At 68.6% G+C, this 26,284-nt stretch carries 32 protein-coding genes; 18 read left to right on the top strand and 14 right to left on the bottom strand.

Translation table 11 applies throughout. The features are described 5' to 3' along the window. The first annotated feature begins 341 nt into the window (after window positions 1–341). The 6 genes from ACFHWT_RS05770 to ACFHWT_RS05745 all read left to right on the top strand — a co-directional run bounded on the left by ACFHWT_RS05770 (window position 342) and on the right by ACFHWT_RS05745 (window position 4,247). Window positions 342–632, top strand: a complete 291-nt coding sequence (locus ACFHWT_RS05770) for a hypothetical protein (protein ID WP_416593513.1) — start codon at window positions 342–344, stop codon at window positions 630–632. A 189-nt stretch (window positions 633–821) separates the two neighbouring features. Continuing rightward, window positions 822–1,274: an SMI1/KNR4 family protein gene (locus tag ACFHWT_RS05765; RefSeq protein ID WP_416593512.1), complete on the top strand. Its 453-nt coding sequence runs from the start codon at window positions 822–824 to the stop codon at window positions 1,272–1,274. Window positions 1,275–1,405: 131 nt separating this feature from the next. Continuing rightward, entirely contained in the window at window positions 1,406–1,993 is a 588-nt protein-coding gene (locus tag ACFHWT_RS05760; protein WP_416593511.1) for a hypothetical protein, read from the top strand. A gap of 153 nt (window positions 1,994–2,146) precedes the next feature. Further along, window positions 2,147–2,698 (top strand): DUF4240 domain-containing protein, encoded by a 552-nt coding sequence (locus tag ACFHWT_RS05755; RefSeq protein WP_416593510.1) that lies wholly within the window; start codon window positions 2,147–2,149, stop codon window positions 2,696–2,698. A gap of 246 nt (window positions 2,699–2,944) precedes the next feature. Beyond that, window positions 2,945–3,364 carry a VOC family protein gene (locus tag ACFHWT_RS05750; protein WP_416593509.1) on the top strand — a complete coding sequence of 140 codons (420 nt, stop codon included), beginning with the start codon at window positions 2,945–2,947 and terminating at the stop codon, window positions 3,362–3,364. Between the two features lie 151 nt (window positions 3,365–3,515). Continuing rightward, window positions 3,516–4,247, top strand: a complete 732-nt coding sequence (locus ACFHWT_RS05745; RefSeq protein ID WP_416593508.1) for a class I SAM-dependent methyltransferase — start codon at window positions 3,516–3,518, stop codon at window positions 4,245–4,247. A gap of 277 nt (window positions 4,248–4,524) precedes the next feature. On the opposite strand, the gene ACFHWT_RS05740 is transcribed toward ACFHWT_RS05745, so the two are convergent. The 5 genes from ACFHWT_RS05740 to ACFHWT_RS05720 form a co-directional block, all read right to left on the bottom strand. Continuing rightward, entirely contained in the window at window positions 4,525–4,758 is a 234-nt protein-coding gene (locus ACFHWT_RS05740) for a winged helix-turn-helix domain-containing protein (RefSeq protein ID WP_416593507.1), read from the bottom strand. Window positions 4,759–4,779: 21 nt separating this feature from the next. Next, window positions 4,780–5,301 (bottom strand): NUDIX domain-containing protein, encoded by a 522-nt coding sequence (locus tag ACFHWT_RS05735; protein WP_416593506.1) that lies wholly within the window; start codon window positions 5,299–5,301, stop codon window positions 4,780–4,782. An 83-nt stretch (window positions 5,302–5,384) separates the two neighbouring features. Further along, complete coding sequence (locus ACFHWT_RS05730; protein ID WP_416593505.1) at window positions 5,385–5,861, bottom strand: hypothetical protein; 477 nt, start codon at window positions 5,859–5,861, stop codon at window positions 5,385–5,387. Beyond that, window positions 5,854–6,102: a hypothetical protein gene (locus tag ACFHWT_RS05725; RefSeq protein ID WP_416593504.1), complete on the bottom strand. Its 249-nt coding sequence runs from the start codon at window positions 6,100–6,102 to the stop codon at window positions 5,854–5,856. The genes ACFHWT_RS05730 and ACFHWT_RS05725 overlap by 8 nt, the downstream gene beginning before the upstream one ends. Window positions 6,103–6,413: 311 nt before the next feature. Then, complete coding sequence (locus ACFHWT_RS05720; protein WP_416593503.1) at window positions 6,414–6,635, bottom strand: GntR family transcriptional regulator; 222 nt, start codon at window positions 6,633–6,635, stop codon at window positions 6,414–6,416. Between the two features lie 404 nt (window positions 6,636–7,039). Between ACFHWT_RS05720 and ACFHWT_RS05715 the strand changes: the two genes are divergently transcribed. The 3 genes from ACFHWT_RS05715 to ACFHWT_RS05705 all read left to right on the top strand — a co-directional run bounded on the left by ACFHWT_RS05715 (window position 7,040) and on the right by ACFHWT_RS05705 (window position 9,565). Next, the gene (locus ACFHWT_RS05715) at window positions 7,040–7,297 is read left to right on the top strand and encodes a hypothetical protein (protein ID WP_416593502.1); all 258 of its coding nucleotides are present in this window, start codon (window positions 7,040–7,042) and stop codon (window positions 7,295–7,297) included. Between the two features lie 88 nt (window positions 7,298–7,385). Then, window positions 7,386–7,796, top strand: coding sequence for a DivIVA domain-containing protein (locus ACFHWT_RS05710; RefSeq protein ID WP_416593501.1), 411 nt, complete (start codon window positions 7,386–7,388; stop codon window positions 7,794–7,796). Continuing rightward, complete coding sequence (locus ACFHWT_RS05705; RefSeq protein ID WP_416593500.1) at window positions 7,793–9,565, top strand: hypothetical protein; 1,773 nt, start codon at window positions 7,793–7,795, stop codon at window positions 9,563–9,565. Before ACFHWT_RS05710 ends, ACFHWT_RS05705 begins: the two co-directional genes overlap by 4 nt. Before the next feature lie 178 nt (window positions 9,566–9,743). On the opposite strand, the gene ACFHWT_RS05700 is transcribed toward ACFHWT_RS05705, so the two are convergent. From ACFHWT_RS05700 to ACFHWT_RS05690, 3 genes are all read right to left on the bottom strand, one after another. After that, window positions 9,744–10,409: a hypothetical protein gene (locus tag ACFHWT_RS05700; protein WP_416593499.1), complete on the bottom strand. Its 666-nt coding sequence runs from the start codon at window positions 10,407–10,409 to the stop codon at window positions 9,744–9,746. Window positions 10,410–10,743: 334 nt separating this feature from the next. After that, window positions 10,744–11,736 carry a CU044_5270 family protein gene (locus tag ACFHWT_RS05695; protein ID WP_416593524.1) on the bottom strand — a complete coding sequence of 331 codons (993 nt, stop codon included), beginning with the start codon at window positions 11,734–11,736 and terminating at the stop codon, window positions 10,744–10,746. Between the two features lie 5 nt (window positions 11,737–11,741). Then, window positions 11,742–12,368 carry an RNA polymerase sigma factor gene (locus ACFHWT_RS05690; RefSeq protein WP_416593498.1) on the bottom strand — a complete coding sequence of 209 codons (627 nt, stop codon included), beginning with the start codon at window positions 12,366–12,368 and terminating at the stop codon, window positions 11,742–11,744. Between the two features lie 128 nt (window positions 12,369–12,496). On the opposite strand from ACFHWT_RS05690, the gene ACFHWT_RS05685 reads away from it, so the two are divergent. From ACFHWT_RS05685 to ACFHWT_RS05660, 6 genes are all read left to right on the top strand, one after another. Next, window positions 12,497–12,769: a hypothetical protein gene (locus ACFHWT_RS05685; RefSeq protein ID WP_416593497.1), complete on the top strand. Its 273-nt coding sequence runs from the start codon at window positions 12,497–12,499 to the stop codon at window positions 12,767–12,769. A 37-nt stretch (window positions 12,770–12,806) separates the two neighbouring features. Next, entirely contained in the window at window positions 12,807–13,094 is a 288-nt protein-coding gene (locus ACFHWT_RS05680) for a FitA-like ribbon-helix-helix domain-containing protein (RefSeq protein ID WP_416593495.1), read from the top strand. Beyond that, window positions 13,091–13,486, top strand: coding sequence for a type II toxin-antitoxin system VapC family toxin (locus ACFHWT_RS05675; RefSeq protein ID WP_416593494.1), 396 nt, complete (start codon window positions 13,091–13,093; stop codon window positions 13,484–13,486). Before ACFHWT_RS05680 ends, ACFHWT_RS05675 begins: the two co-directional genes overlap by 4 nt. A gap of 80 nt (window positions 13,487–13,566) precedes the next feature. Beyond that, on the top strand, window positions 13,567–14,994 hold the full coding sequence (locus tag ACFHWT_RS05670) for a hypothetical protein (protein WP_416593493.1): 1,428 nt from the start codon (window positions 13,567–13,569) through the stop codon (window positions 14,992–14,994). Further along, a complete protein-coding gene (locus ACFHWT_RS05665; protein WP_416593492.1) occupies window positions 14,991–15,770 on the top strand; it encodes a 3-ketoacyl-ACP reductase in 780 nt (259 codons plus the stop codon). Before ACFHWT_RS05670 ends, ACFHWT_RS05665 begins: the two co-directional genes overlap by 4 nt. Window positions 15,771–15,878: 108 nt before the next feature. Next, on the top strand, window positions 15,879–16,424 hold the full coding sequence (locus ACFHWT_RS05660) for a hypothetical protein (protein ID WP_416593491.1): 546 nt from the start codon (window positions 15,879–15,881) through the stop codon (window positions 16,422–16,424). Between the two features lie 86 nt (window positions 16,425–16,510). On the opposite strand, the gene ACFHWT_RS05655 is transcribed toward ACFHWT_RS05660, so the two are convergent. Beyond that, window positions 16,511–16,732, bottom strand: a complete 222-nt coding sequence (locus ACFHWT_RS05655) for a DUF397 domain-containing protein (protein WP_370461626.1) — start codon at window positions 16,730–16,732, stop codon at window positions 16,511–16,513. Beyond that, a complete protein-coding gene (locus tag ACFHWT_RS05650) occupies window positions 16,708–17,583 on the bottom strand; it encodes a helix-turn-helix domain-containing protein (RefSeq protein WP_416593490.1) in 876 nt (291 codons plus the stop codon). Before ACFHWT_RS05650 ends, ACFHWT_RS05655 begins: the two co-directional genes overlap by 25 nt. 444 nt (window positions 17,584–18,027) lie before the next feature. Here ACFHWT_RS05650 and ACFHWT_RS05645 point away from each other — a divergent pair, with 444 nt between their 5' ends. Beyond that, window positions 18,028–18,315 (top strand): hypothetical protein, encoded by a 288-nt coding sequence (locus ACFHWT_RS05645; protein WP_278172766.1) that lies wholly within the window; start codon window positions 18,028–18,030, stop codon window positions 18,313–18,315. Window positions 18,316–18,322: 7 nt separating this feature from the next. Here the strand turns inward: ACFHWT_RS05645 and ACFHWT_RS05640 are convergent, their stop codons facing one another. Next, entirely contained in the window at window positions 18,323–19,114 is a 792-nt protein-coding gene (locus ACFHWT_RS05640) for a PASTA domain-containing protein (protein WP_416593489.1), read from the bottom strand. Window positions 19,115–19,240: 126 nt separating this feature from the next. On the opposite strand from ACFHWT_RS05640, the gene ACFHWT_RS05635 reads away from it, so the two are divergent. Next, on the top strand, window positions 19,241–20,392 hold the full coding sequence (locus ACFHWT_RS05635; RefSeq protein WP_416593487.1) for a hypothetical protein: 1,152 nt from the start codon (window positions 19,241–19,243) through the stop codon (window positions 20,390–20,392). 10 nt (window positions 20,393–20,402) lie between these two features. On the opposite strand, the gene ACFHWT_RS05630 is transcribed toward ACFHWT_RS05635, so the two are convergent. Next, window positions 20,403–21,884 carry a glutamate--cysteine ligase gene (locus tag ACFHWT_RS05630; RefSeq protein ID WP_282232966.1) on the bottom strand — a complete coding sequence of 494 codons (1,482 nt, stop codon included), beginning with the start codon at window positions 21,882–21,884 and terminating at the stop codon, window positions 20,403–20,405. Between the two features lie 292 nt (window positions 21,885–22,176). Beyond that, window positions 22,177–22,752, bottom strand: coding sequence for a YceI family protein (locus ACFHWT_RS05625; RefSeq protein WP_416593486.1), 576 nt, complete (start codon window positions 22,750–22,752; stop codon window positions 22,177–22,179). A gap of 103 nt (window positions 22,753–22,855) precedes the next feature. On the opposite strand from ACFHWT_RS05625, the gene ACFHWT_RS05620 reads away from it, so the two are divergent. Then, a complete protein-coding gene (locus ACFHWT_RS05620) occupies window positions 22,856–23,347 on the top strand; it encodes a MarR family winged helix-turn-helix transcriptional regulator (RefSeq protein ID WP_416593484.1) in 492 nt (163 codons plus the stop codon). Window positions 23,348–23,630: 283 nt separating this feature from the next. Here ACFHWT_RS05620 and ACFHWT_RS05615 read toward each other — a convergent pair whose 3' ends face one another. Beyond that, a complete protein-coding gene (locus ACFHWT_RS05615; protein WP_416593482.1) occupies window positions 23,631–26,276 on the bottom strand; it encodes an ATP-binding protein in 2,646 nt (881 codons plus the stop codon). Window positions 26,277–26,284 lie beyond the last annotated feature (8 nt).

The following is a 26,284-nucleotide window of genomic DNA, read 5'->3' as shown; positions in this document are numbered from 1 at the left end:
CCCTGGCCACCAACGGGGCGATAAATGACCGCCTACGGGGAGTATTCACTGGCCGCCGACAGTCGACGCACCGGCCCTGAGGTAGACGCGGCAAGCCGCACTCAACTCGGCCTACATCCGACGGCTGGCCCCAGGCCTGCGGGAGGTCAAGGTCGGTGGCGTGGGGTGACGGGTGGCGTAGAGCCGACCGCTCCCTTGGCGTCCGGATCTGCCGAGAACAGTGTGCACCTGGCTTGCCGATTGAGATCCGAACGGTCTGGCGATATCCTCCGTCTGTGACGGAGGCCGGGAAGGCGGAGCGAATAGCGCGGATCCGAGCCTTGACGGATATAGCACGGACGATGCTGACATCCGGTACCGACGCGGATCAGGTAGCTAAGGAACTGCTCCAGCGCACCGATTCCCCTATCTCGGCGATCAAGGCCGTTGCCGACGCGACTGGCATGAGTTTGGGCGACGCGAAGTGGGTCGTACATCGCAACCTCTACCCTGAGGTTCGCGAGGCTGCAGAGAAGTTTTGGGATGACCTGCTCGACGGCGTCGACCGTTCCCAGGAACCGACAGCACGCCCGATCCGGCCCGTTGAACCAGTGGAACGTGGTGACGCCGCCCGGGATCTGCCACCACGGTGAGGGGCATGACCTGCCGCGAACCCGTGTGACGGGCGAGGCGTCCGGACGGGCGACATACGCGCGTCGCACCGTCTATCGCTGTCCGCGTCCAGAGGCTGGTCGGCGGCAGAGCCGGGGCGGCAAGCTGTGCAGCCGATTCGGTGCGCCCGTCCCCGCCGATCTGCCGTCGGGATACATATGCTGAGCAGCATGGACATCATGCAGTTCGACGTGCTGGCCGAATCCCTGCGCCATGAGTCGGCCGCTTCGCTGGCCGAGTACGGTTTCCCACTCATCGAGGGGTACACAGTCACCGAGAGGGATATCTCCGAGGTCGAGACCCACCTGGACGTCATTCTCCCGGAGCTGTACAAGGCCTTCATGATCCATTATGGCGGCGGGATGTTCGGGTCCGTCGAGCTCTTCCCGATCGTGAGCCACGACTCAGGCGACGAAAACCTCAGATCAGTCAACGACCGCGAGTTCCCCGACCGAACCTTCATCGCCGTCGCCCCGGTCGGCACCGGGGATCACTGGGGTTTCCCGGTCACCAGCAGCCGTTGTCACGACGAGGTCTGGTTCCGCTCCCACGATGCCGGTAAACCTGAACTTGACGCAGCTGACTTCCTTGAGTTCGTGGCGCGCCATGGGTGCAGAGCCTAGCCATTCGCCATCCTTAACTGCCGCGAACCGCTCGTCACGGAACGTATCCAAACACCGCCGGGAGAGCTGTCCGGACGTGCCGAGTTGGGTACGTTTCCAGATACCAGTTGCTACACGGAAAGGTAGGTCCTGTGATTGCCGCAGGCGTGCCGGATCCTTCCGAAGTTCGTCAGCGGGTCGCTCGTGGCCGCGGTCTGTTCATCTCGCTCGACGAGGCCGTGACGATGCCAACCGCCACCGTCACTGCCCGCGCCTTGCAGGCCTCGCTCGGGTCTGATGTGGTTGTCTTCGCCTCGCCGCGGAGTCGAGGGCCGGTCCTTACCGTGCTGCGGCTCGTCGATGACGAAGAAGCCACGAGGCTACGCCCGGTCCTGGAAAGCCTCGTCGCCGTGTTCCGCCGAACAGCCGCAGCGCTCGTCGAGCAGATGAGGGCTGGTATGCCGCCGGGGAGCGACGACGACACGGACTACCCGGAGTCCGTACGGTACGACGGCGCGACCTGGTACCTGCACCTGCACGGGGAGCACTGCCGGTTCGAGAACGTGGCGAGCGGCGAGGTTGTCGAGGCCAACATCTATGTCCCCGATGCCGTCGACCCGTACTTTCTGTTGCAGTACGCCAAGTCGGCCGGCAGCCATGGCGCTGTCGTCGATGCGTGTGTCGAGGGTTTTCACGACATGTGCCGCCTGCTCGACCGCGCTGGAATCGCCTACGGTTGAGATCGACACCGTCTAGCCGGCGCACTCATCTGCCGTGAAACGATCGCTACGCAACGTCACTCCTTCGAATCGTGTGGGCACTGCTCCGTTCGACAAACCTGGAATCGCGGCCGTCGTCGCGCGGTGAGTCGCTGCGTGCGATGATCGTTGATCATGAACGTCAGTGGCGTGTGGCGCCTGGTCGAACAGGCGCGGAGCGAGTTGGACCAGGCAGCGCTGGACGCCGACGAGGTGGCACAACGGATGGTCGCGCTGCTGGGTCAACGCGAACCAGCTGAGATCGTCGCCTTCGCTCAACCGCTGTGGGATCTGCTCGCCCGGTCCTACCGCGCCGACCTCTGGGCGGCTGCTTACGTAATCAACGGTGGTGCCTCCGACGACGGCTTCGACTACTTCCGCGGTTGGCTGATCGCCCAGGGGGAGACCGTGTTTCACGAAGCACTCGCCGACCCGGACCGGCTCGCCGGTCACCCCATCGTCGTCCAGGCCGCTGCGAACGGCGAGGACCTGTGGTGTGAGGACATCCTCGCCGTCGCCTGGAACGCGCACCTGGCAGCAACCGGACAAGAGCTACCGTCCAACGCTTACAGCATCCGGTATCCCCAACTCGACCGCGACTGGGACTTCGACTTCGACGACGAGGCCGAAATGCGACGACGCCTGCCGCGCCTGACCAGGCTCTACTACCAGCCGACCGAGGCGTAGTCGGGCACAAAACTGCGCGATCAAGACGTCTCGTGCTCGAACAAGATTGGCAAGCCGAGGCGACGATCCGAGCCCCAGCACGTTTCACCAAGGCCAAACCTAGTGCGCGCACATGCCGCGAACCAGGCGTGACGGAGCGTAGTCGGCCACCGCCGGGTGAAGCGTCTGGATCTGCCGATGTCAGGATGTTCGCTCGGCGACTTCGTGGTGTGATGACAGGGCCAAGACCGTGAGGAGGCGTCGTCAGTGTCCGACTATCCGGTTCTCATGCACACCGCCCTGGACGCCACCGACGCCCGGGCCCTCGCTGAGTTCTACCGCGAGTTCCTCGGACTGCAATACCGCCCTGGTGACGAACCTCCGGCTGACGGAACGACCGATGACGAAGATTGGCTCGTCCTGGTCGACGGGAACGGCAACCGCAAGCTTGCCTTTCAACAGGTGCCCATATTGATGCGGCCGACCTGGCCGTCACACGACGTTCCGAAGCAGATGCACCTGGATCTCCGCGTACCCACCGTCAACGAGTTGGAGCGACACCGTCGACGAGCCGAGCAGCTCGGAGCCAGCTTGCTTCACGACCGCACCCAGAATTCAGAGGAGCCTCTCTACGTTCTCGCCGATCCGGAGGGACATCCGTTCTGCATCCTCGTCGGCTCGGGGTAGGCCAACGTACGGATCTGCCGCCGAGCGTGCTTCAAGTCGGGTGACGGGCGCAGGATACGTCGAACGTTCGGGCCATGCTTGACGAGCGGTGCGACCCGACCAGAGCGGCGGCGGCCGAGGCTGATGGTCGACACGGAGCCACAATGGCGGAATGGACACGGACGCCCGCTACGACGGACACGCCGACTGGTACGACAGCACGTTCCGCGCCTACCGTGACGAGCACGGTTCAGCCGGGCTGCTGGCCCGCCTTCTCGGTCCGGCCAACCCGACCGGCGCCATCTGCGTTGACGTCGGCTGCGGCACCGGGTTGCACTTCGCCACGGTCGATGCACACGGTTACACGATCATCGGCATCGACCTCTCCGCCGACCAACTCCGCATCGCCGCGACCCGCAACACCAGTCTCATCCGAGCCGACGCACGACGGCTACCACTGGCGGACGCCTCGGTCCCCACCGTGGTCATGACCTACACCCACACCGACATCGACAACTTCCCCACCGCCATCAGCGAAGCGGCACGCATCCTGCGGCCCGGCGGCCGGCTGATCTACCTCGGTGTGCACCCGGCCTACACCGGAGCGTTCTGCGACCGGCGCACCGAGGCCACCGACCGGGAGGTACGCATCAGCGCCGGCTACGGCGACGAACGGATCCACCGTGACCCCACCGGCACGTACCCGATGCGCAGCCGGATCGGCGTCCGCTACCCGACCCTGACAACATTCCTCGGAGCGTTCCTCGCACCACCCACCCTCCGCCTGACGGCCGTCGAAGAGTTGGACACCAACCTACGACCCTGGCAGCCCGCATCCAGCGATGGACGCGTCGTCCCCTGGAACATCGCGATCACCGCCCAGGCAACCGCCCCACCCCGCTGAACGGGCCACCGCCCACCACGCCCTGCACCACAAGATCACGCCGGGCTTCCTCCCACCCGCCGAACGCGTCTACGCGACTGGGCTGCCATAAGACGTCGCCTATCCATATCCGTGGCTGCCTACCTGCTGCCCGCCAGCGCCATCCGGATCTGCCGCGACCCTGTGCAAGCGCCTAACCCAGCTGCTGGGGAGCGTACTCGGCAATGCGTTTCGCAGTTCTCTGGGCTGTGGGCTTCGCCGGCGGCGTGGGGCCTTGCCACGAACTCGGCAGCGGGGATCACATCTTCGTGGCTTGCCCGGCGACGTACGTGCCCTTGCCCTGGTGGCCTTCGACCAAGCCACGGTCGCGCAGCAGCCGCAGGGCCGCTTGGGCTGTGGAGACGCTGACCTTGTACGTGTCGGAGAGCTGGGCGTATGTCGGCAGCTTGTCGCCCGGCGACAGCTCACCGGACCGAATCTGTTCGGTGATGTCATCGACGACACGTAGGTAGTCGGCAGGTCGACTGGGCATTTCAAGGTACTCCTCGCAACTTCACCTCATGTGCCCATCATGCAAGTATCGCACATTTCCAGTCTTCAGTACGTCAAGCGCCACGGCAACGCGCCGCCATACATAGGGACGGAGCCGCTGCTGCGCCTTCTCCGCCGTACAAAACTCGAACTCAGACAGCTCAGTATCCGAAATCTTGAGCCCGGCAATCTGCTCATCGGTCAGCTCGCCGCCGTCAAAGATGAACGAGAGCGGGTCGTCCCAGGGTCCGTGTGGTGACACCCAATCGACCACCAGCAGCCCGGCTACGTGCACGTCCAGCCCGAGTTCTTCTCGAAGCTCGCGGCGAACGGCATCCTGAGGCGGCTCGTTGGCTTCCGCCATGCCGCCGGGCATGTCCCAATCCGGCTTGTACTGCGGGTCAACAAGGAGGATCCGTCCGGCACGGTCACGTACGAGAACATCGGCACTGACGCGCTTGCGGGGCTGCTTGGCGTTGCCTTCTGCCAGGTGCGCCTGCCACGCCTCCGGGTCACGTTCATACAGCGGAGCGTCAGAGTTCACGGTTTCTCCCCAACGCCGTTGTACCGCTACGTCCGTCCTGCGCAAGCCGCTGGTAGAGCCACGCCCGCTCACGTAGCGCCTCATCAAGGAAACTCAGGAACTCGGCCACCACCCGAGTACCCCCGGTGCGGCTCCAGCAAGCGCCTGAGACCAAGGAGTTGCTGGATGACGAGATAGGAACCGAGCTGATGGGTCGCGTCCAGCACCTCTTGAGCTACGGTACAGGCCTCCTCGGGCCTGCCCTGGGCCACGAGCACAGTCACGAGGATGAGCTGTCCGAATGCCCGGCTTCGCGTGCGGTCTCCCGGTCGCAGTTGGACGACCCGCTCGGCCTGCCGTTTCGCCTGGCCTAGGTCACCGAGTTGGCGCAAACACCGGGCGGCCTCGTTGGCCAGCGAGCCTTCATCGAAGTGACTGACCCACGGCGACCGTTCTTCGGCCGGTTCTGCTTCAAGCACTCGCTCTACCTCGATAAGGTGCTGTGCGCAGTCGTCGGGTTGTCTCAGTGTGGCGAAGGCACGAGCCTGCATGGCAAGCAGGCGAGCTTCGAGTTCAGACAACCGCGGACCACGCGCCAGCACCCTCGCTGCCTTGCCGGGCGTACCGGAGAGCGTCGGTTGGCTTGCCCCGGTGGTGCGCGAGGTGGCTCAGGCTGGCGAGGATATGCGTGCCGAGCTGCCGATCGCTGCTCTGGTCGACTCCGAACGTGCATGGGGCGACTTCGGCTTGCAGGTACTGCACGACCGTGGCGTAGAGGTGGCCGCCGCCGACTTGGCGGTCCGCCGCCCGGAACGACTGCATCGCGGAGGCATACCCATTGCCGTCACCCAGCGGCAGTCCGAACGACGGAGACTGAAGTGGGACCGGTGCCGGCACGGCCTGTCTCGGTACAGCCGCCACGCTTGTGACGGCCATACGAGAGTCGTCGCTCGCAGACGATGTGCTGGGCAGCTTGAACCACAGTAGATGCTCGGGCATCCAAAGCGTGCAGGCCCAGTGCGTCAGGCTGTCGAGGTGTCGAACAGGCGGCCCGTTCTCGGTGCGGCTGATCTGGGCTTGGGCGGTGGAGACGCTGACCTTGAACTGCCGGAGAGCTGCATGTAGGACGGCAGCTACTTCTCCGCTACGTACACACCGCGACCGGAATGTCCGACGACGAGGTCTCGGTCGTGCAGGAGTGAGACGGCGCGGTACACGGTCGCTGGGCTGACGTCGTACTGGTCAGCAAGCTGGGCGGTACTGGGCAGCTTCGTGCCAGGCGGTAGTTCGCCGCTGTTGATCTTCGCGGTCAGTTCGTCTGCGATCCGTCGGTAATCGGCTGGTGCTGAGGGCATGGCACATCCCCTTGGTTCGGCACCACTATTCGATCACGCACAACCTTGGTCAGCAAGTGATGCAAGAAACCTGCCTCGGAGGGTTTACCTACGTCAGCTGTTGACGTAGGTTGGTGCTCGGTCAGCCCCTTGGTTCGGCAAACCCGGCGGTCGACCCCGTCAGGGCGGCTCCAGCTCTGTCGTCCTGACGGCCCTCACCCACGCGGCCCTGCGTGCGTACCGCCGATTGAGGCTGCGTGCGCAGGGCAGGCGGCCCGACCTCCGCACCCCCGTTCGGGGTCGGGCCGCCCTTCCACCCGCTCTACCCCGAAGACCATGCCCGACCCGCGAGCTTGAAAGGCGACCTACCGTGCGCAGACTCCTCGACTTCCTCCGCGTGAAGATGCCGGCGGCTGATCGGTAGCGTGCCGGCCGACCGGTCGCCGGCGGACCCCCGGCCCGGCGACGAGTTGATCATCGACGGCAGGGCGAGTGTGCAGTTCGCCGCCGGTCGAGGCTTCCGGTTCCGGGTGACAACAGTGGACAAGCGGTGGACGTATCAGGACTGGGTTTGGTTGTCCGGGTACGTGTTGGCGCCGGACGGTGAAGCCCGCGAACGGCGGGAGATCTTCGTCCAGCGTGACGGTCTCCGCTGGGCACCGCGCCCCCGCCGACACCGCTGACCAGGGCGGCGGCACAACTGCGACATCAGCCGCGCCCTCTCGACCCGTACCCCTGAAGGTTTCCGACTCTTGGAAGGTGGTTCCTGCTGTGCGTAGGTTCTTTGACCTGTTCCGTCGACCGCCGGTGCGGAGCCGGCGCAACCGGCGGTTGCTCGCCGAGATCGCGCGCCACAACCAGCGGCCGATCGACGCTGCGGCCGGCCAGCGCCGGCCGGTGCGACGTGCCCCGAACGCCGTCGGCCACCTGTACGGCAGGCCGGTGCGACCGTCGATCAGTCCCGGCCTGGTCCGCGACCGCCGGTTCGGCGACCGCGTCCGGCGCGGCTGCGACCCCACCGAGGTACGCACGTTCCTGCACCTGGTCGCCGACGAGCTGACCGCCCTGCGCGCCGAACTGGCCGCCACCCGCGACGAGAACATGCGGGTCAAGCAGGCGTTGCGGGACTGGCAGTCACAGCAGTTCCAACAGTTCCAGGCAGGGACGGGGGTGACCGGGTGACCGGGGTCAACGGGGTGCCGGCCGGCCCGGTCCACGTCGTCGGGTTCGGGTCCGAGCGGCGGCGGGCGCAACTCGTGGTCACCGTCGCCAACCTCGACACCGGGGCGGTGGCCTCTACCAGCCTCGTCCCCGGCTCGTTCACGCCGCTGCCGACCCCAAACGGCACCTGGTGGCTGCCGTACGCACCGATCGTCACCGACCTCGCCCAGCGTGCCGGCGTGGCCGCCGCGACACTGTGCGACCCGGACTTCCCCGACGAACCCGGCCGGCTCCCGTCGTCCGGGCTGACCCTGCCGATCCAGTGGCAGCCCGGCATCCCGGAGCGGGACCGCCACCGGTGTGAGGCGTCTGCGCTCGCCAACCGGCTCACCACGCCGTGGCTGGTCCTGATCGGCCGCAGCAGCGAACCGCCGCCACCGGGCGACCCGGGTCGGCTACTCGGCCGGCTGTGCGCGCTCGCCGACCAACTTCACGTCGACCTGGTCCTCGAAGCCCGACCAGCATCGACTCCGAGTGGGCTGAGCTGGGACATCCGGTACGAACTCGCCGGCGGGAAAGTGCCCGACTACCCGCACCGCTGGGTAGCCGACCTGCCGGCGGCGGTCACCTCGATCAGCCCGGAACGGGCCGCCTCCGGGCTGGCCGTGGCCGACTGGAACCTGCCCGCCCACTACCTCACCGAGGCCGCGCTCACCCCGCACCCGATGCCGGTCGGGCTCGACGGGCACCCCGGCGGCCACGACCTCGACCAACTCGAACGACGCATGATCGCCGACGCCGAGCAGCACGGCGGCGCGCAGGCGATCTGGCGTAACCGGCACTGGTGGCACACCAGCCTGCGACCCGACGACACCGAGCCGGGCGAGGGCGGCGGCAGGTTCCGGCGCGGATGGGAGCCGCCAGCGCCGAGATACTGGGGCGAGCCGATCCCCACCCACCCCTGCCCACGATGCACCAACGCGGCAGATCCGCCGTACTGCACCGACTGCTACGGCACCCGCCGGGTCCGGCATGGCGCCGTCGCCACCGTCACCGACCTGCGCGGCCGGACCGTGCACCGCAACTGGCGACCCGACGACGGCCCGACCTCCCCAACGCTGGTGCACACCGACCATGCGTCCGGCACCAGCGTGTGGCAGCTGCCCGAGCACTACCGGATCGGCACCCTCTCCGCCCAGTTCGGCGTACAGCCGACCGACCTGACCGACATCGACGGCGAACACGTCATCGACCAGCACCTGCGCAACGGCATCAGCCAGATCCCCCACACCGGCGGGGACCCGCTCGCCGCGTACCTCGCCGAAGCCGCCGCCGCCCACGACGGCGCCCGCATCCTGGTCCGCGCCACCGACTGGCCCGGCCCTACCCTCGACCAGCTGGCCCGCCTCGTCACCGGCCTCGGCCTCGCCCTCGACATCACCGTCGTCGACCACCGCGACAGCACCGGCCGACCGGAGCTGATGCAGGGCCACACCTGGTCGGTCCAAGTCGCCGACCCGGCCACCCCGCCGACCGTCGACCCGGTCCCCACCAGCGCCGCCCTACCCGAAGCCGTCGCCCTCTGCCACCGCTACCTCTACGGCGCGCTGCGCGCGACCATCCCCACCGACCCCGAAAAGCCCATGTCCGTCCCCCACCGGCCCGCGACCCCCGGCCCAGCACCCGACACCACCAGCTTCATCACCGAGGTACGCCACCAAGCCGCCACCCACCCCGGCCAGCCCGCCACCCTCCGGCTCCACCCCGACGGCACCACCCGATCCCAATGACGTGCAACGAGGAGACCGGCTGCCATATCTGATGGGTGACGGGTGCCGAATGCGCATGGAGATATTCCATCGCACTAATCAGGCCGCCGGCGACGCTGAGAGCTTTGCGCAAACTGCGCGCAGCTCGCATCGCCGACGGCAAGTAGAAACTGTTAAACGGACTGCCTATGCCACTCAGCTAGCACACGCGGACAGCATCGAGAATATTGTCATACGGACCCATTCCTGTGTTGTAGCTGAATGCGTTGGAGCTGAAAAGAAGGGTCCACTGGTTGGTGCCGTTCCAATTGTAGAAGTGGCTCGCGGTGTTTGGTGCCTGATTGTTTACCCAGGATGAGATGCGATCATTCCAGTGCCCGCCGCCTGGGAATGGAATTGCTCCGAGGTCCTTGAACTGGCAGTAGTAGAAAGAAATTATTGCACTACCGGGGTGAAGGTTTGGCTCAGTGTACAGACGGAGATGTTCGTAGTAACAGCCGTAGAAGTAGTCATCCGCGGCGGGGGTTACCGGCTCCTGGGCCTTCGCGGGAGACGTTGTAGGTTGCGCCGGCGGAGCGGTTCGGGTGATCGCGGCTGGCACCTCGGATGAAGCGGTGTTGGCGAAAACCTTATCTCGCGGGTAATCCTTGGGCAGCGTGACGAGTACGCCCGGTGCTACTCGGACAGTGTTCTCGTCGATGGCGATGGATTCAGGATAAAAGTCCAGCAGGGATTGCAGTGCCACCGAGTGCTGGGGAACTTCTGGAAGGTCTTCTGCCTGCGCTGGCGAGGCTGTTAGGGTCAGGGTCAAGACTGACGCAGTTGTTAAGGTCAAGAGCGTGTGTGTAACCCGTTGCTTTGCCAAGACGTCCCTCCTGGTTGTTGTTCCCCACAACAGGAAGCGGCACCCCGGCACCCCGGCACGCCTGCTGGCCAAGATGAACCGGTATCCCCCGTGGGAACGATCCATGCTGGTCGACCTTCAGCCGATTGCATCGGAGGTTGCCGATGCCCACGAGCCTGCGTGGTGTTCCGAGAGGTCTTGCGTGCTCCGCGAGCATGGGAGATCACCGAAGGTGACTGGATGGTTGTTCGGGTGTCGACGTCAACGGGTATGGCTGGAGTGATCAGATGACCTTGAGTGATCGGGTAACTAACTGATAACAAAGTTGGCAGTGCTCTGATCTGAGTCAAGGCGGCTAGCTGCCTGAGCTGTCCACGATGGCCTGGCGTATCAGGGCACTGTTGGCGGTGCCGAGGAACACGTACGACGTCGCGTCGAAGATGAGTGTCGTGCCCTCGGTCATACCGATCCCTACCCCTTCGCGGTCGGCAAGGTCCCGCACCTGCTGCCGGAGGGTTACGCCTTGCAGCGAGGCCAGCGCGTCAAACAGGGCACTTCGTTGGCGCGAGGAGAGGTACCTACCGCCGACGAGCAACTCGCCCGCCCGTTGAAACAAGAGGGCATCAACGGCGCTGCCATCAGAGGAGGCGGATGACCTCGCCTGCGGATCTGGTTGCAAGCTCTCCGCTGAACTCACGTCGGCTCGGAGCCAGTCGAGCACCGCCGCTGGGCTGTCTGGCATCCCGGCGTCGTAGCCCTGCTGTGGCACACATGTCTGGTCCGCCTTGGGATCGACGGACGGGCTTGACCGACCTGAGGGACATGCCGGCAGCACCAGGTCGTCGAATGGGGCCGAGTCCTGCTGATAGACCCGATCGCGGATCAACCCATCCTCAGTGCCGTCGGCCGAAAGCCAGGTCTGCCGCAACACCCGAGGTCCATGACTTGTGGCAAAGCTGCCGTCTGGTTGCTGCACCTGATTGATAGGGCTCGCCACTGTCTCGGTGAACACGAACTGCCCGGCTTGCGGCGCGGCGAGGTCTGCCTCCTGCGCCACCAACGCAGCGTTTCGGAGGATCGAGGCGGCCTCGGCTGTGTCGGGGAGCGGCGCCGTTCCGCCATCAGACCGACCGACGTGAATCGTGGTGCCGACGGCAACTATGGTGAGGAAGGCTGCCAGAGCTCCGCTGGTCAAGGCAAGATTCCAACGCCTAGCTGGCGATGCTGCGCTACTGCGGTGTGCTGTCGGCTGCGTGTCGGGTTCACCCAGCTGCCGGCTGCGCCAGGCGGTAGGGGTCTCCCCGGCACGTGGAGCCAAAGCAGCACCGAGCTCCCGGATCCGGTCCATCTCACTCATGCGTCGCTCCATCTTCTCCACCATCGTTTCTCGATCGCAGTGTCTGTCAGGGTGCTTTGAGTCGTACCGCCGTCCAACGCGTCACGCATCCTGCGACGGGCCCGGTTGAGCCGAGATCGGACCGTGCCGATCGGGATATTCAGGGACCGGGCGACTTCCTCATAGCTCAGGCCGCCCCAGGCAACCATCAAGAGCACATCTCGCTCCTTTTGGCCGAGCCGGGCGAGCGCCGTGGCGAGCGGCCTACGCCATGCCTGGGCGGTAGCGGCCGCCACCACTCGGTCCGCGAGCGCCTCCTCGCCGCTGTCGGGCTTGACTCGCAGGTACGCCCGGTATCGGGCGTTTTCGGCGCGGTGATGGCGGGCCAACTCGCGATGCACGATCGAGAGCAGCCACGGGAACGCGTTCGGGTAACCTGGGTCATAGGTGTGCCGTGCCCGGAACGCTGCCACAAACGCATCCGCGACGACGTCCTCGGCGATTTCCCGACCCACCCGCCGGTACGCGTAGCCGTAAAGCATCCCGGCGTGCTTCTCGTAGACCTGTGCGAAGCGATCAGGGTCGTCCAGCGACGCGATGATGGTGGCTGCGTCATCTGTCGGCTGTGCCGAGACGCCCCTCACCCGGAGCCCAGCGTTGACGGTAGATTCACGATCGCGTGTCCTTCCTGTCGGCTTCCCTCTGCAATCTCTATGCACGAGCGCGAGATTGAGTTCATCCCGCACCGGAGGCGTACCGCATCTGTGACCAGGTGGTAGAGACCCGATCGACGCGTACCTTGCCGCAGCCGTGCGCGGCTTCGGTCTCGCCCTGGACGTCGCCGTCGTCCGACCCCGCCACCCCGCTCGCCGTCGACCCCGTCCCCACCAGCGCGAGCCTGCCCGAAGCCGTCGTGCTCTGCTACCGCTACCTGCACGGGGCGCTGCGCGCCACCATCCCCGCCGACCAGCTCGGCCAACCCGCCGCTGCCCGGTTCCACCCCGACGGCGCCCACGCCACCACCACGGCCCAGCCGAAGAGATGACTTGACCGTGTAGTCACTGTGCAGGCAAAATGCAGTCATGACTGTGGTGCTCACCATCCGCGACGTACCCGAAGAGGTGCGGGACCTCCTGGCCCAGCAGGCCCGCGAACGCGGCCAGTCGCTGCAGGCGTACCTACTGGCCGTCCTCAATCGGCAGGCTGACTTCTGCCGCAACCGGCAGCTCCTCGCCGAGCTCAGCGACGAACTCGACGGCGGCAGCAGCGGAGCCGGACCGACCGCGCCCAACGCCTCCGATCTGCTCGCCCGTTCCCGCGCTGAACGGGATTTCCCGGACTCCGCACCATCCGGGCGGGACGTCGGGTGATCGTCGTCGACGCCTCGGTCATCGCGAGCGTGCTCGTCTACAGCGACGACCGCGGTCGCAAGGCCCGCGCCGTCCTGGGCCGCGATCCCGAGTGGGCGGCACCGGAGCACTGGAAGGTCGAGGTCTTCTCTGTCATGCGAGGGCTCGCCCTCGGCGGAAAGATCACCAACGAGACGGCGGCGCGGGCGGTCGACCGGATCAGCCGCCTCGGCGTCGACACCGTCCCGATCGACGACCTGCTCACCCGCATGTGGCAGGTCAAGGCGAACATCAGCGCGTACGACGCCCCCTACGTCGCCCTCGCGGAACGCCGCGCACTGACGTTGGTGACCGCCGACGGCAAACTCGCCCGCGCGGCGAGCGCGTACTGCCGGGTCGAACTCGTCGCGTAGCGGGACGCGGGTTCGGCGGCCTGGTCTTCCGCCACGGCCGAGGCCTTCCGCCCAGGCAAGCGCTTTCCTATGCTGATCCGATGATTCGGATCGACGACTCGCTGACCCCGGCCAGCCTGCAACCCAGGATCGACCGCCTCTGGGAAGCCTCCGCCCACAAGATCGACTCGATCGAGAAGAGCTGCCCGCCCGGCTCGGCGTCGCCGGTCTTCACCGTCGACGGCCGGTACGCCGCGCGCGGCTGGACCGAGTGGACCCAGGGCTTCCAGTACGGTTCGGCCCTGTTGCAGTTCGACGCCACCGGCGAGCAGCGGTTTCTGGACTCCGCCCGCGAGTTGACCGTCGCCGTGATGGCCAGCCACGTCAGCCACATCGGCGTGCACGACCACGGCTTCAACAATGTCAGCACGTACGGCAACCTGTGGCGGCTGATGGCCGAGGGGCGGCTCCCGCACGACCGGGCCGAGCGCGACTTCTACGAGCTGGCGTTGAAGCTGACCGGGGCGGTCCAGGCAGCCCGCTGGCGGGACACCGCCGACGGTACCGGCTACGTCTACTCGTTCAACGGGCCGCAGTCGCTGTTCGTCGACACCATCCGCTCCTGCCGTGCGCTGGCGGTGTCCCACCTGCTCGGCCACGCGCTCATGGGTGAACAGGACGAGCGGATCTCGCTGCTCGGCCGGCTGATCGAGCATGCCACCAACACCGCCCGGCACAACGTCTTCTACGGCGAGGGGCGGGACAGCTACGACATCCGGGGTCGCACCGCCCACGAGTCGATTTTCAACGTCAATGACGGCCGGTTCCGCTGCCCGAGCACCCAGCAGGGCTACTCGCCGTTTACCACCTGGACCCGAGGCTTGGCCTGGGCGATGCTCGGCTTCCCGGAGCAGCTCGAATACCTGGCGGTGCTGCCGGACAGCGACCTCGAACCGTACGGCGGGCGGGCCGAGGTGACCGCGATGCTGCTGAAGGCCGCCACCGCCACCTGCGACTTCTACCTCGAACACACCCCGACCGACGGCATCCCGTACTGGGACACCGGCGCACCCGGCCTGGCCGCGCTCGGCGACTACCTGGATCGCCCGGCGGACCCGTACAACGATCATGAGCCGGTCGATTCGTCAGCCGCCTGCATCGGCGCACAGGGGCTGCTGCGACTCGGCCGCTACCTGACCGGTGCCGGGCAGCCCGACGCTGGTCGCCGCTACTGGCAGGCCGGGCTGACCGTGGCCGGCACCCTGTTCGACGAGCCGTACCTGAGCACCGACACCCGTCACCAGGGACTGATCCTGCACTCGATCTACCACCGACCGAACGGCTGGGACCACGTGCCGGCCGGCAGCCGGGTGCCGCACGGCGAGTCGAGCATGTGGGGCGACTACCACGCCCGCGAACTGGCGCTCTACCTGCAGCGGATGGCGCGCGACGAACCGTACTACACGTTCTTCGGCCCGGCCGACGCCGACAGCGCCGACAGCGCGGACACCGTCGGGGGCGGACGGTGACCGCCGCGCGGGTCGCCATCGTCACCGGCGGTTCCCGGGGGATCGGGCGCGGGATCGTGCTGTCGCTGGCCGCCGCCGGGTACGACGTCGTGGTCAACTATGCCCGGAACGCGACGGCGGCCCAGCAGGTCGGCGACGAGGTCGAGGCGATGGGCCGCCGGGCACTGCTGGTCGGCGCGGATGTGTCGGTCAGCGCGGACCGGCAACGGCTGGTCGATCAGACCGTGGCGATCTTCGGCCGGATCGATCTGCTGGTCAACAACGCCGGCGTCGCCCCGGACGTGCGGGCGGACCTGCTCGACGCGACGGAGGAGTCCTTCGATCGGCTGATCGACATCAATCTGAAGGGTCCCTTTTTTCTGACCCAGCAGGTCAGCCGAGCCATGATCGACATGATGGCGGCCGGCACCGTCACCGCGCCCAAGATCGTCATCGTCTCGTCGATCAGCGCCTACACGGCGAGCGTCAACCGGGGCGACTACTGCGTGGCCAAGGCCGGCCTGGCGATGACCACCCAGTTGTACGCCGCCCGCCTCGCTGAGCACGGCATCAACGTCTACGAGATCCGGCCCGGCATCATCGCAACCGACATGACCGGTCCGGTCCAGGCGAAGTACGACGATCTGATTCTCAACCAGGGTCTGACGCCGATCCGGCGGTGGGGCCAGCCGGACGACGTCGGGCGGGCGGTGGTGGCGGTCGCCACCGACCTGCTGCCGTTCAGCACCGGCCAGGTGCTCGACGTCGACGGTGGCTTCCACGTACGGACGCTGTAGTAGCCAGCGGACGCCCAACCTGCCGGCGCCCTTACGGGTGACCGTTGGGGGGTCGACCAGGGCTACGCCCGGAGGTGCCGACATCGACCGGCCGGCAGGATTCGGTGCATGGACATCGCTCTGGTCTGCTGGCTGGCGTTGGCTGGTGGCTGGCTCGTCGCCGCCGTGATCGCCGAGTCGCTGCCGTCGGCGGGCAGCCCCGCGACGCTACGGCGCCGGGTCGGCTGGCTGACCGCGTTCGTGCTGGCCGGTCTGGGCGGGATCGCCGGGTTGATCGGTGGCGGGGCGGCCAGCGCCCAGGTACTGCTGGTCGCCGTCCCGGCGGCGGCGGTCGCGGTGGTGACCCTGCCGCGCCTGCGGCGGCTGTACGGCGGATCGGCGGCGTTCGTCACCGCGCCCGCCGCGCCGAGTCCGCCAGGGCTGCTGGCCCGCGCGGCGCACCCGTTGGTGGCGTTGCCGGTGCAGGTGACGGCGCTGGCGCTGGTGGCGGTGGCAGCGCGGTACTTCGGTGGCGTGCCGGAGCTGGGGATGGTCGCCGACGGGCTGGTACTGACGGTGGCGGTGATCCTGCTGGTCGCCATCGGGGTGCGACATGCACTGCGGCACAGCGCGCTCGCTGAGCATGCTTTGGTCGGGCGGCTACCCAGGGGCTGAGCTGGGCTGGCCCAGCGGCCACGCCGGGGGACGGTCGAGGTTGGGCACGGTTGAGCCCCGGGACGCGCCCGGGGCTCAACCGTGGGTCAGTCCAGGTCGAATTCGCCGTCTCGGGCACCGCCGAGGAAGGCGTCCCACTCGTCGGAGGTGAAGATCAGGACCGGCCCGGTCGGGTTCTTCGAGTCGCGAACCGCGATGGCCTGGTCGACGAACGCGATCTCCACGCAGTTGTCGCAGTTCGGCCCGCTGCGCGAGCTCTTTCGCCAGGCCGCACGGGTCAGGTCTACCCGAAGCCCCTTGACCTCGATGTCCACAATGGCTCCTTTGCGCGTTCAGCGATCATCGCGACGGACTCCTCGGGAGTGAGTGCCGCCGCGCGTATGTGATCGAAGATAAATATGTATTTGCGTAGTTCTTCGGTCTTCTCCAGGAAGAGCCCACCGGTGGCGTTCTCCGCGTAGACGACGTCCGCGTCGCTGGGCTCCGGGAAGTCGAGGATGGTGAACGTCCCGTCCATCCCCGCGTGTGCCCCCACCTCGAACGGAAGGACCTGCAGGGTCACGTTCGGCAGATCCGCCGCCTCGACAAGGCGGTGCAGTTGGGCGCGCATCACCGCGTCGCCGCCGACCGGCCGACTCAAAACCGCCTCATCGAGCACCGCCCATACATCGATCTGATCTTCCTGAGTCAGTAACGACTGACGCTTCAGTCGGACATGGACGCGGTGGGCAACTTCTTCGTCGGTGATGTCGGGCCGGGCCGAGCGGATCATCGCCTGGGCGTAATCGGAGGTCTGCAGCAGACCGGGAACCACCTGCTGCTCGTACGCCCGGACCGACCGGGCCGCCGCCTCGAAGCCGACGTACGCGCCGGTGAGCACCGTGGAGTACGGATGCCACCAGCCCTTCTGCCGAGCCTCCCGGGCGATCTGCACCAGCTCCTCGGCCTCGACACCGGTCACGCCGTAGATCCCCAGCATGTCGCGAACGTCCCGCGGAGTCGCGGTGGTGTGTCCCGTCTCGATCCGGGAAACCTTGGAGGCGGAGCACTCCAGTCGTTCGGCCACCGCATCGATCGTGACTTTCGCGGCTTCCCGCCGCCGGCGCAGTTCGGCGCCGAGACGGCGGCGACGGACGGTTGGGCTTCGACGCTCGGTCACCGGTCACCTCCGGTCAGGGGTGCAGGGGCAGTCGGCCGGCCCCGCGCACGCGGTTGAGGGGCGACGGGGTCACGTCGCGAGCGGTCGTGCGTGGACGGGGAGGAAAGCCGACGCGGAAAGAAAGCCTGTTCAGTCTGCCGCCCGTACATGTAGGACTTCAAGCAGCAATCGACCGAGTGATTTTCGCATAACGCCAAAACCACTTTGCAACTTGCATCGAGGGCGACGGTGGTGCACTCTTTGCGTAGGCCACAGGTCACTCAGCGTTCATACAAGATCGTATCCGCCGCGGTTGCGCCGTACCGCGACGGTGCCTGCTGCCCGGACACCGGCAACGCCGTGCCCGTCTGACCACCGGCAACCGGTGGAACATCCGACAGTGCCCGGTGCGGATCCGCATGCCTGGCAGCAATCGGACAACGGCAGCTCGGAACAGGAGTAGCGGTGCTACTACCCCGCTCAGGAGACGTCCTCCACGTGACCCGTGCGGCAAGCGTGCAGTTCCTCGAGCCGCTCCTCTTCCGGGTGATCCGGGTCCACGACTGGCCGACCTACCACGGTTGGGTCTGGCTGGACGGCTACGAACTCAACGCCAGCGGCGATGCCGTCGACCGACGCTCCATCTTCGTCCAGATCGACGGCCTACGCCAGCTCCGGGTGGTGGCCGACCGGCCGGGTCGGGCAGCCGCCCGGCGGCCGGCTTCGACGGTGATGTCGGCGCGGGCCAGCTGACCGCGACTCAGTCCTCGTCTCCGTCGCCCGGGTCCCCGGTCGGCTCGGCCGCCCCGGTCGGTTCAGCCGGACCCGTCGGCTCGGTGTTGGTCGCGGCGATCACCAACAGGATCTCGGTGCCGGGCGGCACCTCCGTCCCGGCCGGCGGATCGGTCTCGAGCACCGTGCCGGCAGGCTGGTCCGAGCCGCGCTGTTCCAGCCGGTAGACCAGGTCGCGCTCGTCGAGCTCGGCACGGGCGTCCGCCAGCGGCAGCCCGGTCAGCGTCGGTACGACCACGACCGGCGCCTCGGTGGTCTGCTCCTCGGTCGGCTCCGGCTGCTCCTCGGTCGGCTCGGGCTGCTCCGTCTCCGGCTGCGCGGTCGGCACCGTCGCGGTCGGCGCCGCCGTCGGCGTCGGCCCGCCCGGATCCGTGGAGTCGTCCAGCGTGCTGGCCCACCAGATCACCAGGCCGACCAACGCGACCAGCAGCAGCGCCAGGACACCGATCAGGATCGGCAGCCACCACGGCCGGCCGCCGCCTTCCGAACCGCCCGGTCCCGGCCAGTCGCCGGTGCCGCCGCCACCCGTCGCCGGGCGCACCGGGACTCCGGCCCGGCCGGACCACGCCGGCTCGCGGGCACCACCGGCGGCGGAACCCGCCGGCTGGTCGGACCCACCGGTCGGCTCGCCGGCCTGGTCACCTGGCCCACCGGCCCTGGTCGCCCAGGGGTCGACCGGCCGGGGCAGCTGGCTGGTGTAGTCCCCGGCGTCACGCCCCGCCGAGCCGTCCTGCGCAGGATCCCTCGGTCTGTCGGCCATGACTCGTCCTCTCCGTACCACCGGGCGTGACTTTCGGTAGGGCTCAAGATATCGACCCGGCCGCCGGACAGCGCGCCCCACGCCCACGAGTCGCCGGAGTTCGCCACTACCGCTACAGTGCCCGGCATGGCCGTACGAGGCTGGGGAAGATCGGTCGCGACGGCGACCGGCATCGCTGCGGGCGCAGGTGCCGCGCAGCTCGGTCTGGGCTACGGCCTCGGCATAGTTGCCTGGTTACCGTCAGTCGACGGCGGAGGAGAGGCTTCCTGGGTCGCCAGCCTCGCCTGGGCGACGTGGATCACGGCGACCTCAGTGGTGATCGGTGCCGTCGTCGCGGACCGGCTCGCGCCGTCACCTCCCAATTCGGAACTGTCGGCCGGCGCCGATCCGGATCGAACGCCGGACAGCCTGCTGACCGCAAGCCTGTGGCGACTCGCCCTCGCCGCAGCGGCCGCGATCGGCGGGATGCTCACGGTCGCCCTGATCGCCGTACCCGCGCGCAGTGCGACCCGGGCCGACACCTTCTCCCCACAGACCATCGCCGCCGGGTACGCGATGGTGGGCGCGGTCGTCGGACTGCTGATGGCGATCTGGGCGGTCGCCTCCCGGGCGGCGGCGGCGAACGCCATCGCCACTGTCGGCTGGCTCTGGCTGCTGGCGGTGGTCGCCGTGATCGACTCGGTGGTCTCCGGCACCGGGCTGACCAGCGCCCAACTCGGCGTCTGGCAGATCACCGCGGACAGCGAACAGTACTGGTTCCGCAACATCTACCTGCCCGGGGCGGCGCTGTCGCTGGGTTCGGCGTTCATCATCGGTGCGGTCTCCGCCTGGCCGGCCGCCCGCGACGCCCGGCGCCGGGTGGGCGCCGCGATCTCCGGCGGCGTCGGCCCGGTGCTGATCGCCGCCGCGTACTTCCTGGCCGCCCCCCGGCTGGTGGGGCCGCGGGCGGAGCAACTCTCGGCGCATCTGCTCGCCCCGTACGCGGTGATCGCCGGCCTGGCCGGGTCGGTGCTGGTCACCGCGATCGCGCAGCGGCTGGAGATGTCCCGCCGGCAGCCCGCCAGCGGCACCGACCGCGACGGTGCTTCGGCCGCCGATGCCCCGGCTACCGGCGGGTCCGCCGACGGCCGGGACGACGCCACCGGCTCCGCTGAAGGCCGCGACGCACCGGTGCCGGAGCAGCCGACCAGTGGCCAGGTGGCCGACCCGCCGGCCCGGGGCACGGCTTCGGTCACCGGCGGGGGCCGGCCCGCGCCGACCACCCCCGACGGCAGCTGAACAACGCGACTCAGTCGACCGGCCAGGTGTGCACCGGTTCGTTGCTGCGTTGCAGTTCGGCGTAGCGCTGCAGCATCTGGTGCAGCGCGTCGGGTCGGGCCAGGCCCTGCTCCCGCTCGGCCCGCCAGACCGACTCGGTCTGCCAGACCGCGCCGTTGCGTCTCAACCGACAGCGTTGTTCGATGATGCCGAGCAGCCGGTCGCGCTGCTGTGGCGAGACCCCGAACCGGTCCAGACCGGCGTACGCCTTGGGGAGCAGGACGTCCAACACCAGATCGGTGACCGGAATCTCGCCGAGCTGCGGCCAGTGCATCTGTGCGGCGATCCCGCGCCGCGCCGCCTGGTGGAAGTTCTCCTCGGCCGCGCCGAAGCTCAGCTGGCTCCACACCGGGCGGTCCGCCTCGGCAAGCTCCCTGGCCAGGCCGAAGTAGAAGGCGGCGTTGGCGAGCATGTCGACGACGGTCGGCCCGGCGGGCAGCACCCGGTTCTCCACCCGCAGGTGCGGTCGACCGTGCATGATGTCGTACACCGGCCGGTTCCACCGGTAGACGGTGCCGTTGTGCAGCCGTAGCTCGCTGAGCTCGGGAACGCCGCCGGCCTGCAGCACCTCGACCGGATCCTCGTCGGCGCAGATCGGCAGCAACGGCGGGAAGTACCGGACATTCTCCTCGAACAGGTCGAAGATCGAGGTGATCCACCGTTCACCGAACCACACCCGAGGCCGTACGCCCTGCGCCTTCAGCTCGTCCGGCCGGGTGTCGGTGGCCTGCTCGAACAGCACGATGCGGGTCTCCGCCCAGAGCTGTTTGCTGTAGAAGTACGGCGCATTGGCCCCGAGCGCCACCTGGACCGCCGCGATGGCCTGGGACGCGTTCCAGTAGTTCGCGAAGTTGTCCGGGGAGACCTGCAGGTGGAACTGAACACTGGTGCAGCCGGCCTCCGGGGCGATCGAGTCGGTGTACGCCTGCAGCCGCTCCACACCCCGGATGTCCAGCCGGATGTCCTCCCCGCGGGCGGCGACGATCTGCTCGTTGAGCACCCGGTAGCGCCCGTTGGTGGAGATGTTGTTCAGCACCAGGTGCTGTGGGGTGAGGGTGGGCAGGATGCCGATCAGGATGATGGCCGCCTCGGCCTTCGCCGCCCGGTCGCCGGCGCGAGCCAGGCTGGCCTGCAGGTCGGCTTCGTAGTCGGCGAATCCGTCGGCCTCGATCAGCCGAGGGCGCGCGTTGAGCTCCAGGTTGAACTGCCCCAGTTCGGTCTGGAAGGTGGGGTCCGCGAGGTTGGCCAGGATCTCCGCGTTGCGCATCGCCGGCTCCGCGTACGGATCCACCAGGTTCAGCTCGATCTCCAGCCCGGTGGTCGGCCGGTCGGCGTCGAACTTGAAGTCGTCGAGCATCAGCGCGAAGACGTCGAGGCAGCGCCGGACCTTTTGCCGGTAACGAACGCGATCCTCCCGACTGAACGACGCGCGTGAACCGACATCCCTGCCCATAATGCCCTCCCCGGCGCGCCCCGAACGACTGCCGCCACGCTCGCTGGCCGAGCGGCGCGGCAGAACTGTTCCGACTGTGTGGTGGTGCAACCCTGCTCGACCGCAGCTGTCGTCGGCTCCCCCAGCCGGGACAGGCGTTGATCGCCCCAAAGTGAGCGGACCGAAGCGCTCGGTTTCACCTTTTCACATCCGACGGGCGTCTTCTACTGGGGTTACTACAGACAGCGGCACCCCGGTCACCGAGGAGGTGGCCGGGGTGCCGCTGTGTCACGCCGGGTACGGGCGCCAGGATTCACCCCTGACGGATGGCCTCGCCCTCGATCTCGATCTTGATCTTCTTGCCGACCAGCACGCCGCCGGTCTCCAGGGCGACGTTCCAGGTCAGGCCGAACTCCTCACGGTCGATCTCGGTGCTGGCGGTGAAGCCGAAGATGTCCTGGCCGAACGGGCTGCGGCCGGCGCCCTCGAACTCGACGGCGAGCTCCACCGGCCGGGTCACGTCCTTGACCGTCAGGTCACCGGCGAGCACGAACTCGTTGCCGCTGTGCGAGACGATTTCGGTGCTGCGGAACTCGATGGTGGCAAACTTCTCGACGTCGAGGAAGTCGCCGCCGCGCAGGTGGGCGTCCCGGTCGGCCTGCCCGGTGTTGATGCTGGCCGCCTGCAGCACCGCGGTGACCGACGACTGCAGCGGGTCCTCGGCGACGGTGATGGTGGCGGTGGCGTCGGTGAACTCACCTCGGACCTTGCTGACCATCATGTGGCGGGCGACGAACCCGACCCGCCGGTGGGCCTGGTCGAGTTCGTAGGTGCCGGCGGTGGGGATGGTGATGCCGTTCCACTCGCGGGTGGTCTGGTCGGTGCTCATGGCTGCTGCCTCTCGCGGGACATCCGGTTGAACGGGGAACATGTGCGACAGCAACAATAGACTAGGCAATATTCCTCATGTCAAGTACTGCTACGATGACCTGGTGACCGAGAACCTCGCCGACGATCCCCGGATCACCGCGATCGGCCTCCTCTTCGAAGTCCACACCGGGCTCGCGGCCCGCTTCGCGGCGCAGTTCGAGGAGCACGGCCTGTCGACGGTCGAGTTCGAGGTGCTGATGCGGCTACGTCGTTCCGCAGGTCACCAACTGCGGATGACCGACCTGGCCGCGCAGGCGGCGCTGTCCACCAGTGGCGCGACCCGGGTGGTCGACCGGATGGTGCGCGACGGGCTGGTCTGCCGGCGCGCCTGCCCGTCCGACCGGCGCAGCTCGTACGCGGTGCTCACCCGGGCCGGTCAGCAACGCCTCGACGACACCCTCCCCGGTCACCTGCAGCTGATCGACCAGTGGTTCACCGGTCAGTTCGCGCCTACGGAGTTGACGACGCTACTCGACACCCTCCGGCGCCTTCGTGACGCGGTGCATCCGCAGGCAACCGCCGGCAGTGACGAAGCGACCGCGCCGGCCCGTTGACCGACGCCGGCACCGGCAGAAGGACCGGCAGAAAGCACCCTCGATCAACGACATAAGGCTCTGAAAGCCGCAAACAGCTCGGATGGGCCGGATAGCGTACTGGCGACCGGGAGCGTAACGGGGGGTGCGGCGCGAAGGCCAGGACGATGGTCCAGGCCGGGGGGCGATTCCGCGCCAACCCGGGGGGCGTGTCGACGTCCGGCGGGTGGCCAGTGATGGCCCCGCCGGACGTCCGCGTCCTGACCTGATTCAGCCCCGACCTGATTCAGCGTCCTGACCTGATTCAGCCCTGACCCACCGCTTCTCGTTCCCGGGGCAGCAGCGTGATCCCGGCGCTGCGGCAGGCCGCCGCCAACCGGTCCTGGGCCGCCGCCCGCGACACCGCCGTCTCGGCGTGCACCACCAGCCCCACCATCGCCTCCACCGCGTCCCGCGGCTCCGGGCCGTTGCCCAGCGAACGGGCCGCCACGGCGTACCACTCCATCGCCAGCTCCCGTTCCCCGCGCCGCGCCGCAAGGGTCGCCTCGATCAACGCGCACCGGGGATCGTCGCCCGGCCCGGCGTGGTCGGCGTGGTGGACCGGCCGGTCCACCATCTCCACCGGCATCACCTGGCCACGGAGCTCGGTCAGGGCGTCGGCCGCTTCCGCGAGGCGGCCGTCCTGGGCCAGCGCCAGCCCGACGATGCCCAACACCTGCCGCCGGTGACTCGGATCACCGACGGCGGTCAACGCCGCCAGCACCCGGCGTCCCAGGTCGGCCGCCCGCGCGTACCGGCCCTCCAGCCTGGCCACCTCAGCCAGGTTGGCCCGGGCCAGCAGCCGCAACCGGTCCTCGCCGGACCTGGCCGCGAGCCGGTCGACCGCCGCCAGCCGGCGCCGGGCGGCCCGCAGGTCACCCGAACGGATCTCGTGCCGGGCCAACGCGTGCTGGGCGAGCGTCATCTCCCGGATCCGGCCGATCCGGCCAGCCAGAGCGAGCACCGCCTCGGAGTGCGCCCGCGCCTCGTCGAACCGACCGGCGGCCAGGCAGGCAGAACTGAGCACCGTACGCGCGGCCAGCTCACCCGACGTCTCCCCGAGCTCGATGAAGCTGGCCAGCGCCGACCGGACCGCCGGAAGTTCCTGCGGACCGGCGTCGTGCTCCAGCGCGAGCTGAGCCACGCCGATCTGCGCCCAGGCCCGGATCGCCGGGTCCGCGTCGGCCGACCGCGGGTCGTCGAGCAGCCGGCGCAGCCAGCGCCGTCCGGCCACGTCGCGTCCCCGGAACCGCCACCATCGGGGCAGGGCGGCGGCCAGGCGCAGTGCGGTGTGCGGGTCGTCGTTGGCCGAGTGGGCGAGCGCGGCCCACAGGTCACTGGCCACCTCGTCGAGCCGACTGACGACGGTGACCAGCTTCGGCCCGGCCAGGTCGACCGCCGCCCGTTCGGCGAGCCGCGCGAACAGCACGGCGTGCCGACGCCGGATCGCCGAAAGTTCGCCGTGTGCGGCGGCCCGCTCGGTGGCCAGATCCCGCACCACGTCGATCAGCCGGAACCGGTACGGACCCGCGCCCCGGGCACCGAGCAGCCCCAACGACATGAGCCGGTCGAGGAACGGCACCGGGTCGACCCGACCGTCGTGATCCGACTGGCCGATGTCGGGTTGGCCGATGTCGAGTTGGCCGACATCCGGCTGGATCGGATCCTCGGCGAGCATCCCCTCGGCCAGCTCGACCGACCACCGGTTGCGGAACGCCGAGAGCCGACGTACGCCGCGCCGCTCGGCGGGGGTGAGCAGCGCGTAGCTGGCCGCGACCGCGTCGCGCAGGGTTACCGCCACGGCTTCCCTGCTGGGTGGTGGCACCGCCAGATCGAGCAGCCGGTCGCCGTACCGGTTGAAGATCTCGTTCAGGTCGAGCGCCCGCCCCCGGGCGGCGGCCAGCTCGATGGCCAGCGGCAGCCCGCCGAGCCGCCGGACCAGCCCGACCAGCGCGCCGACTTCGCCGGGGTGCACCGGTTCCCGGCGTACCTGCCGCAGCCGGGCCAGGAAGAGCCGCGCCGCCGGGTAGCCGGCGACCGTGGCCAGGTCGGTCTCGGTGTCGGCCGGCGGCACCTCAAGCGGCGTGACCGGCCAGACCCGTTCACCGGGGAGCCCGACCGGGTGCCGGCCGGTCGCCACTACCTGCAGCGACGGCGCGGTACGGGTCAGCCAGTGCAGCGCGTCGGCTATCGCCACCGGCGCCCGTTCCACCGCGTCGACCAGCAGCAGTGCCGGGCCGTCGGCGAGCCGGGCCGCCAGATCGTTGACCCGCCCGACGCCGAAGACGGTGGCGGAGGCGGTCAGTACGTCACTGACGGTGGAACCTTCGGTGACGACGATGCCACCGGTGCCGCCCGGATACCGGTCGGTCACCTCGGCGGCGACCGCGAGCGCCAGGCTGGTCTTGCCGACTCCGGCCAGTCCGACCAGGCTGACCAGCCCTGCCCCGGCACCGGGTCCCGCAGTCAGCAGGCCGGCCAGGTCGGCCACGTCACAGTCGCGGCCGATCAGTTCGCCGGGCAGTGGGACACCCCGGCTACGGCCGGGCCCGACCAATGTTTCGATGTCGCCGGCAGCCTCGCTGCGCGACCCGGCCGATAACGCTGCGGTGGCGAGTGCCGGAGTCAGCTGGCGCGGAATCGTCGCACGCGGCTCGGCCGGGCGGCCCCGCGCCGCCGCATGAAACTCCGTCCGGTCCTCGCCGGTCAGGCCGAGCGCGGCGACGAGCAGATCGACCGTGGTCCGCTGCGGCCGGACCGTACGGGCCCGCTCCAGGTCCCGGACGGTACGCACGCCGACCCCGGCCACCGCGGCGAGCTCCGCCTGGGTCAGGCCGACGGCCAGCCGACGGCTGCGGAGTAGTTCGTCGAACCCGACCCTGCTCTGGTCAGGAGCATGATCCGGACTCATGGCAGGAG

It is taken from the genome of Micromonospora sp. LOL_021, assembly GCF_048060215.1.
GTDB lineage: Bacteria > Actinomycetota > Actinomycetes > Mycobacteriales > Micromonosporaceae > Micromonospora_E.
This window is presented reverse-complemented; position numbering and strand designations above follow the sequence as displayed.

Bases quoted from the DNA above. Each gene is read 5' to 3' on its own strand.
- ACFHWT_RS05770 (WP_416593513.1), top strand. From the start codon at position 342: ATGCTGACATCCGGTACCGACGCGGATCAGGTAGCTAAGGAACTGCTC.
- ACFHWT_RS05765 (WP_416593512.1), top strand. From the start codon at position 822: ATGGACATCATGCAGTTCGACGTGCTGGCCGAATCCCTGCGCCATGAG.
- ACFHWT_RS05755 (WP_416593510.1), top strand. From the start codon at position 2,147: ATGAACGTCAGTGGCGTGTGGCGCCTGGTCGAACAGGCGCGGAGCGAG.
- ACFHWT_RS05745 (WP_416593508.1), top strand. From the start codon at position 3,516: ATGGACACGGACGCCCGCTACGACGGACACGCCGACTGGTACGACAGC.
- ACFHWT_RS05740 (WP_416593507.1), bottom strand. From the start codon at position 4,758: ATGCCCAGTCGACCTGCCGACTACCTACGTGTCGTCGATGACATCACC.
- ACFHWT_RS05725 (WP_416593504.1), bottom strand. From the start codon at position 6,102: ATGCAGTCGTTCCGGGCGGCGGACCGCCAAGTCGGCGGCGGCCACCTC.
- ACFHWT_RS05720 (WP_416593503.1), bottom strand. From the start codon at position 6,635: ATGCCCTCAGCACCAGCCGATTACCGACGGATCGCAGACGAACTGACC.
- ACFHWT_RS05695 (WP_416593524.1), bottom strand. From the start codon at position 11,736: ATGGACCGGATCCGGGAGCTCGGTGCTGCTTTGGCTCCACGTGCCGGG.
- ACFHWT_RS05680 (WP_416593495.1), top strand. From the start codon at position 12,807: ATGACTGTGGTGCTCACCATCCGCGACGTACCCGAAGAGGTGCGGGAC.
- ACFHWT_RS05670 (WP_416593493.1), top strand. From the start codon at position 13,567: ATGATTCGGATCGACGACTCGCTGACCCCGGCCAGCCTGCAACCCAGG.
- ACFHWT_RS05660 (WP_416593491.1), top strand. From the start codon at position 15,879: ATGGACATCGCTCTGGTCTGCTGGCTGGCGTTGGCTGGTGGCTGGCTC.
- ACFHWT_RS05640 (WP_416593489.1), bottom strand. From the start codon at position 19,114: ATGGCCGACAGACCGAGGGATCCTGCGCAGGACGGCTCGGCGGGGCGT.
- ACFHWT_RS05635 (WP_416593487.1), top strand. From the start codon at position 19,241: ATGGCCGTACGAGGCTGGGGAAGATCGGTCGCGACGGCGACCGGCATC.
- ACFHWT_RS05630 (WP_282232966.1), bottom strand. From the start codon at position 21,884: ATGGGCAGGGATGTCGGTTCACGCGCGTCGTTCAGTCGGGAGGATCGC.
- ACFHWT_RS05625 (WP_416593486.1), bottom strand. From the start codon at position 22,752: ATGAGCACCGACCAGACCACCCGCGAGTGGAACGGCATCACCATCCCC.
- ACFHWT_RS05615 (WP_416593482.1), bottom strand. From the start codon at position 26,276: ATGAGTCCGGATCATGCTCCTGACCAGAGCAGGGTCGGGTTCGACGAA.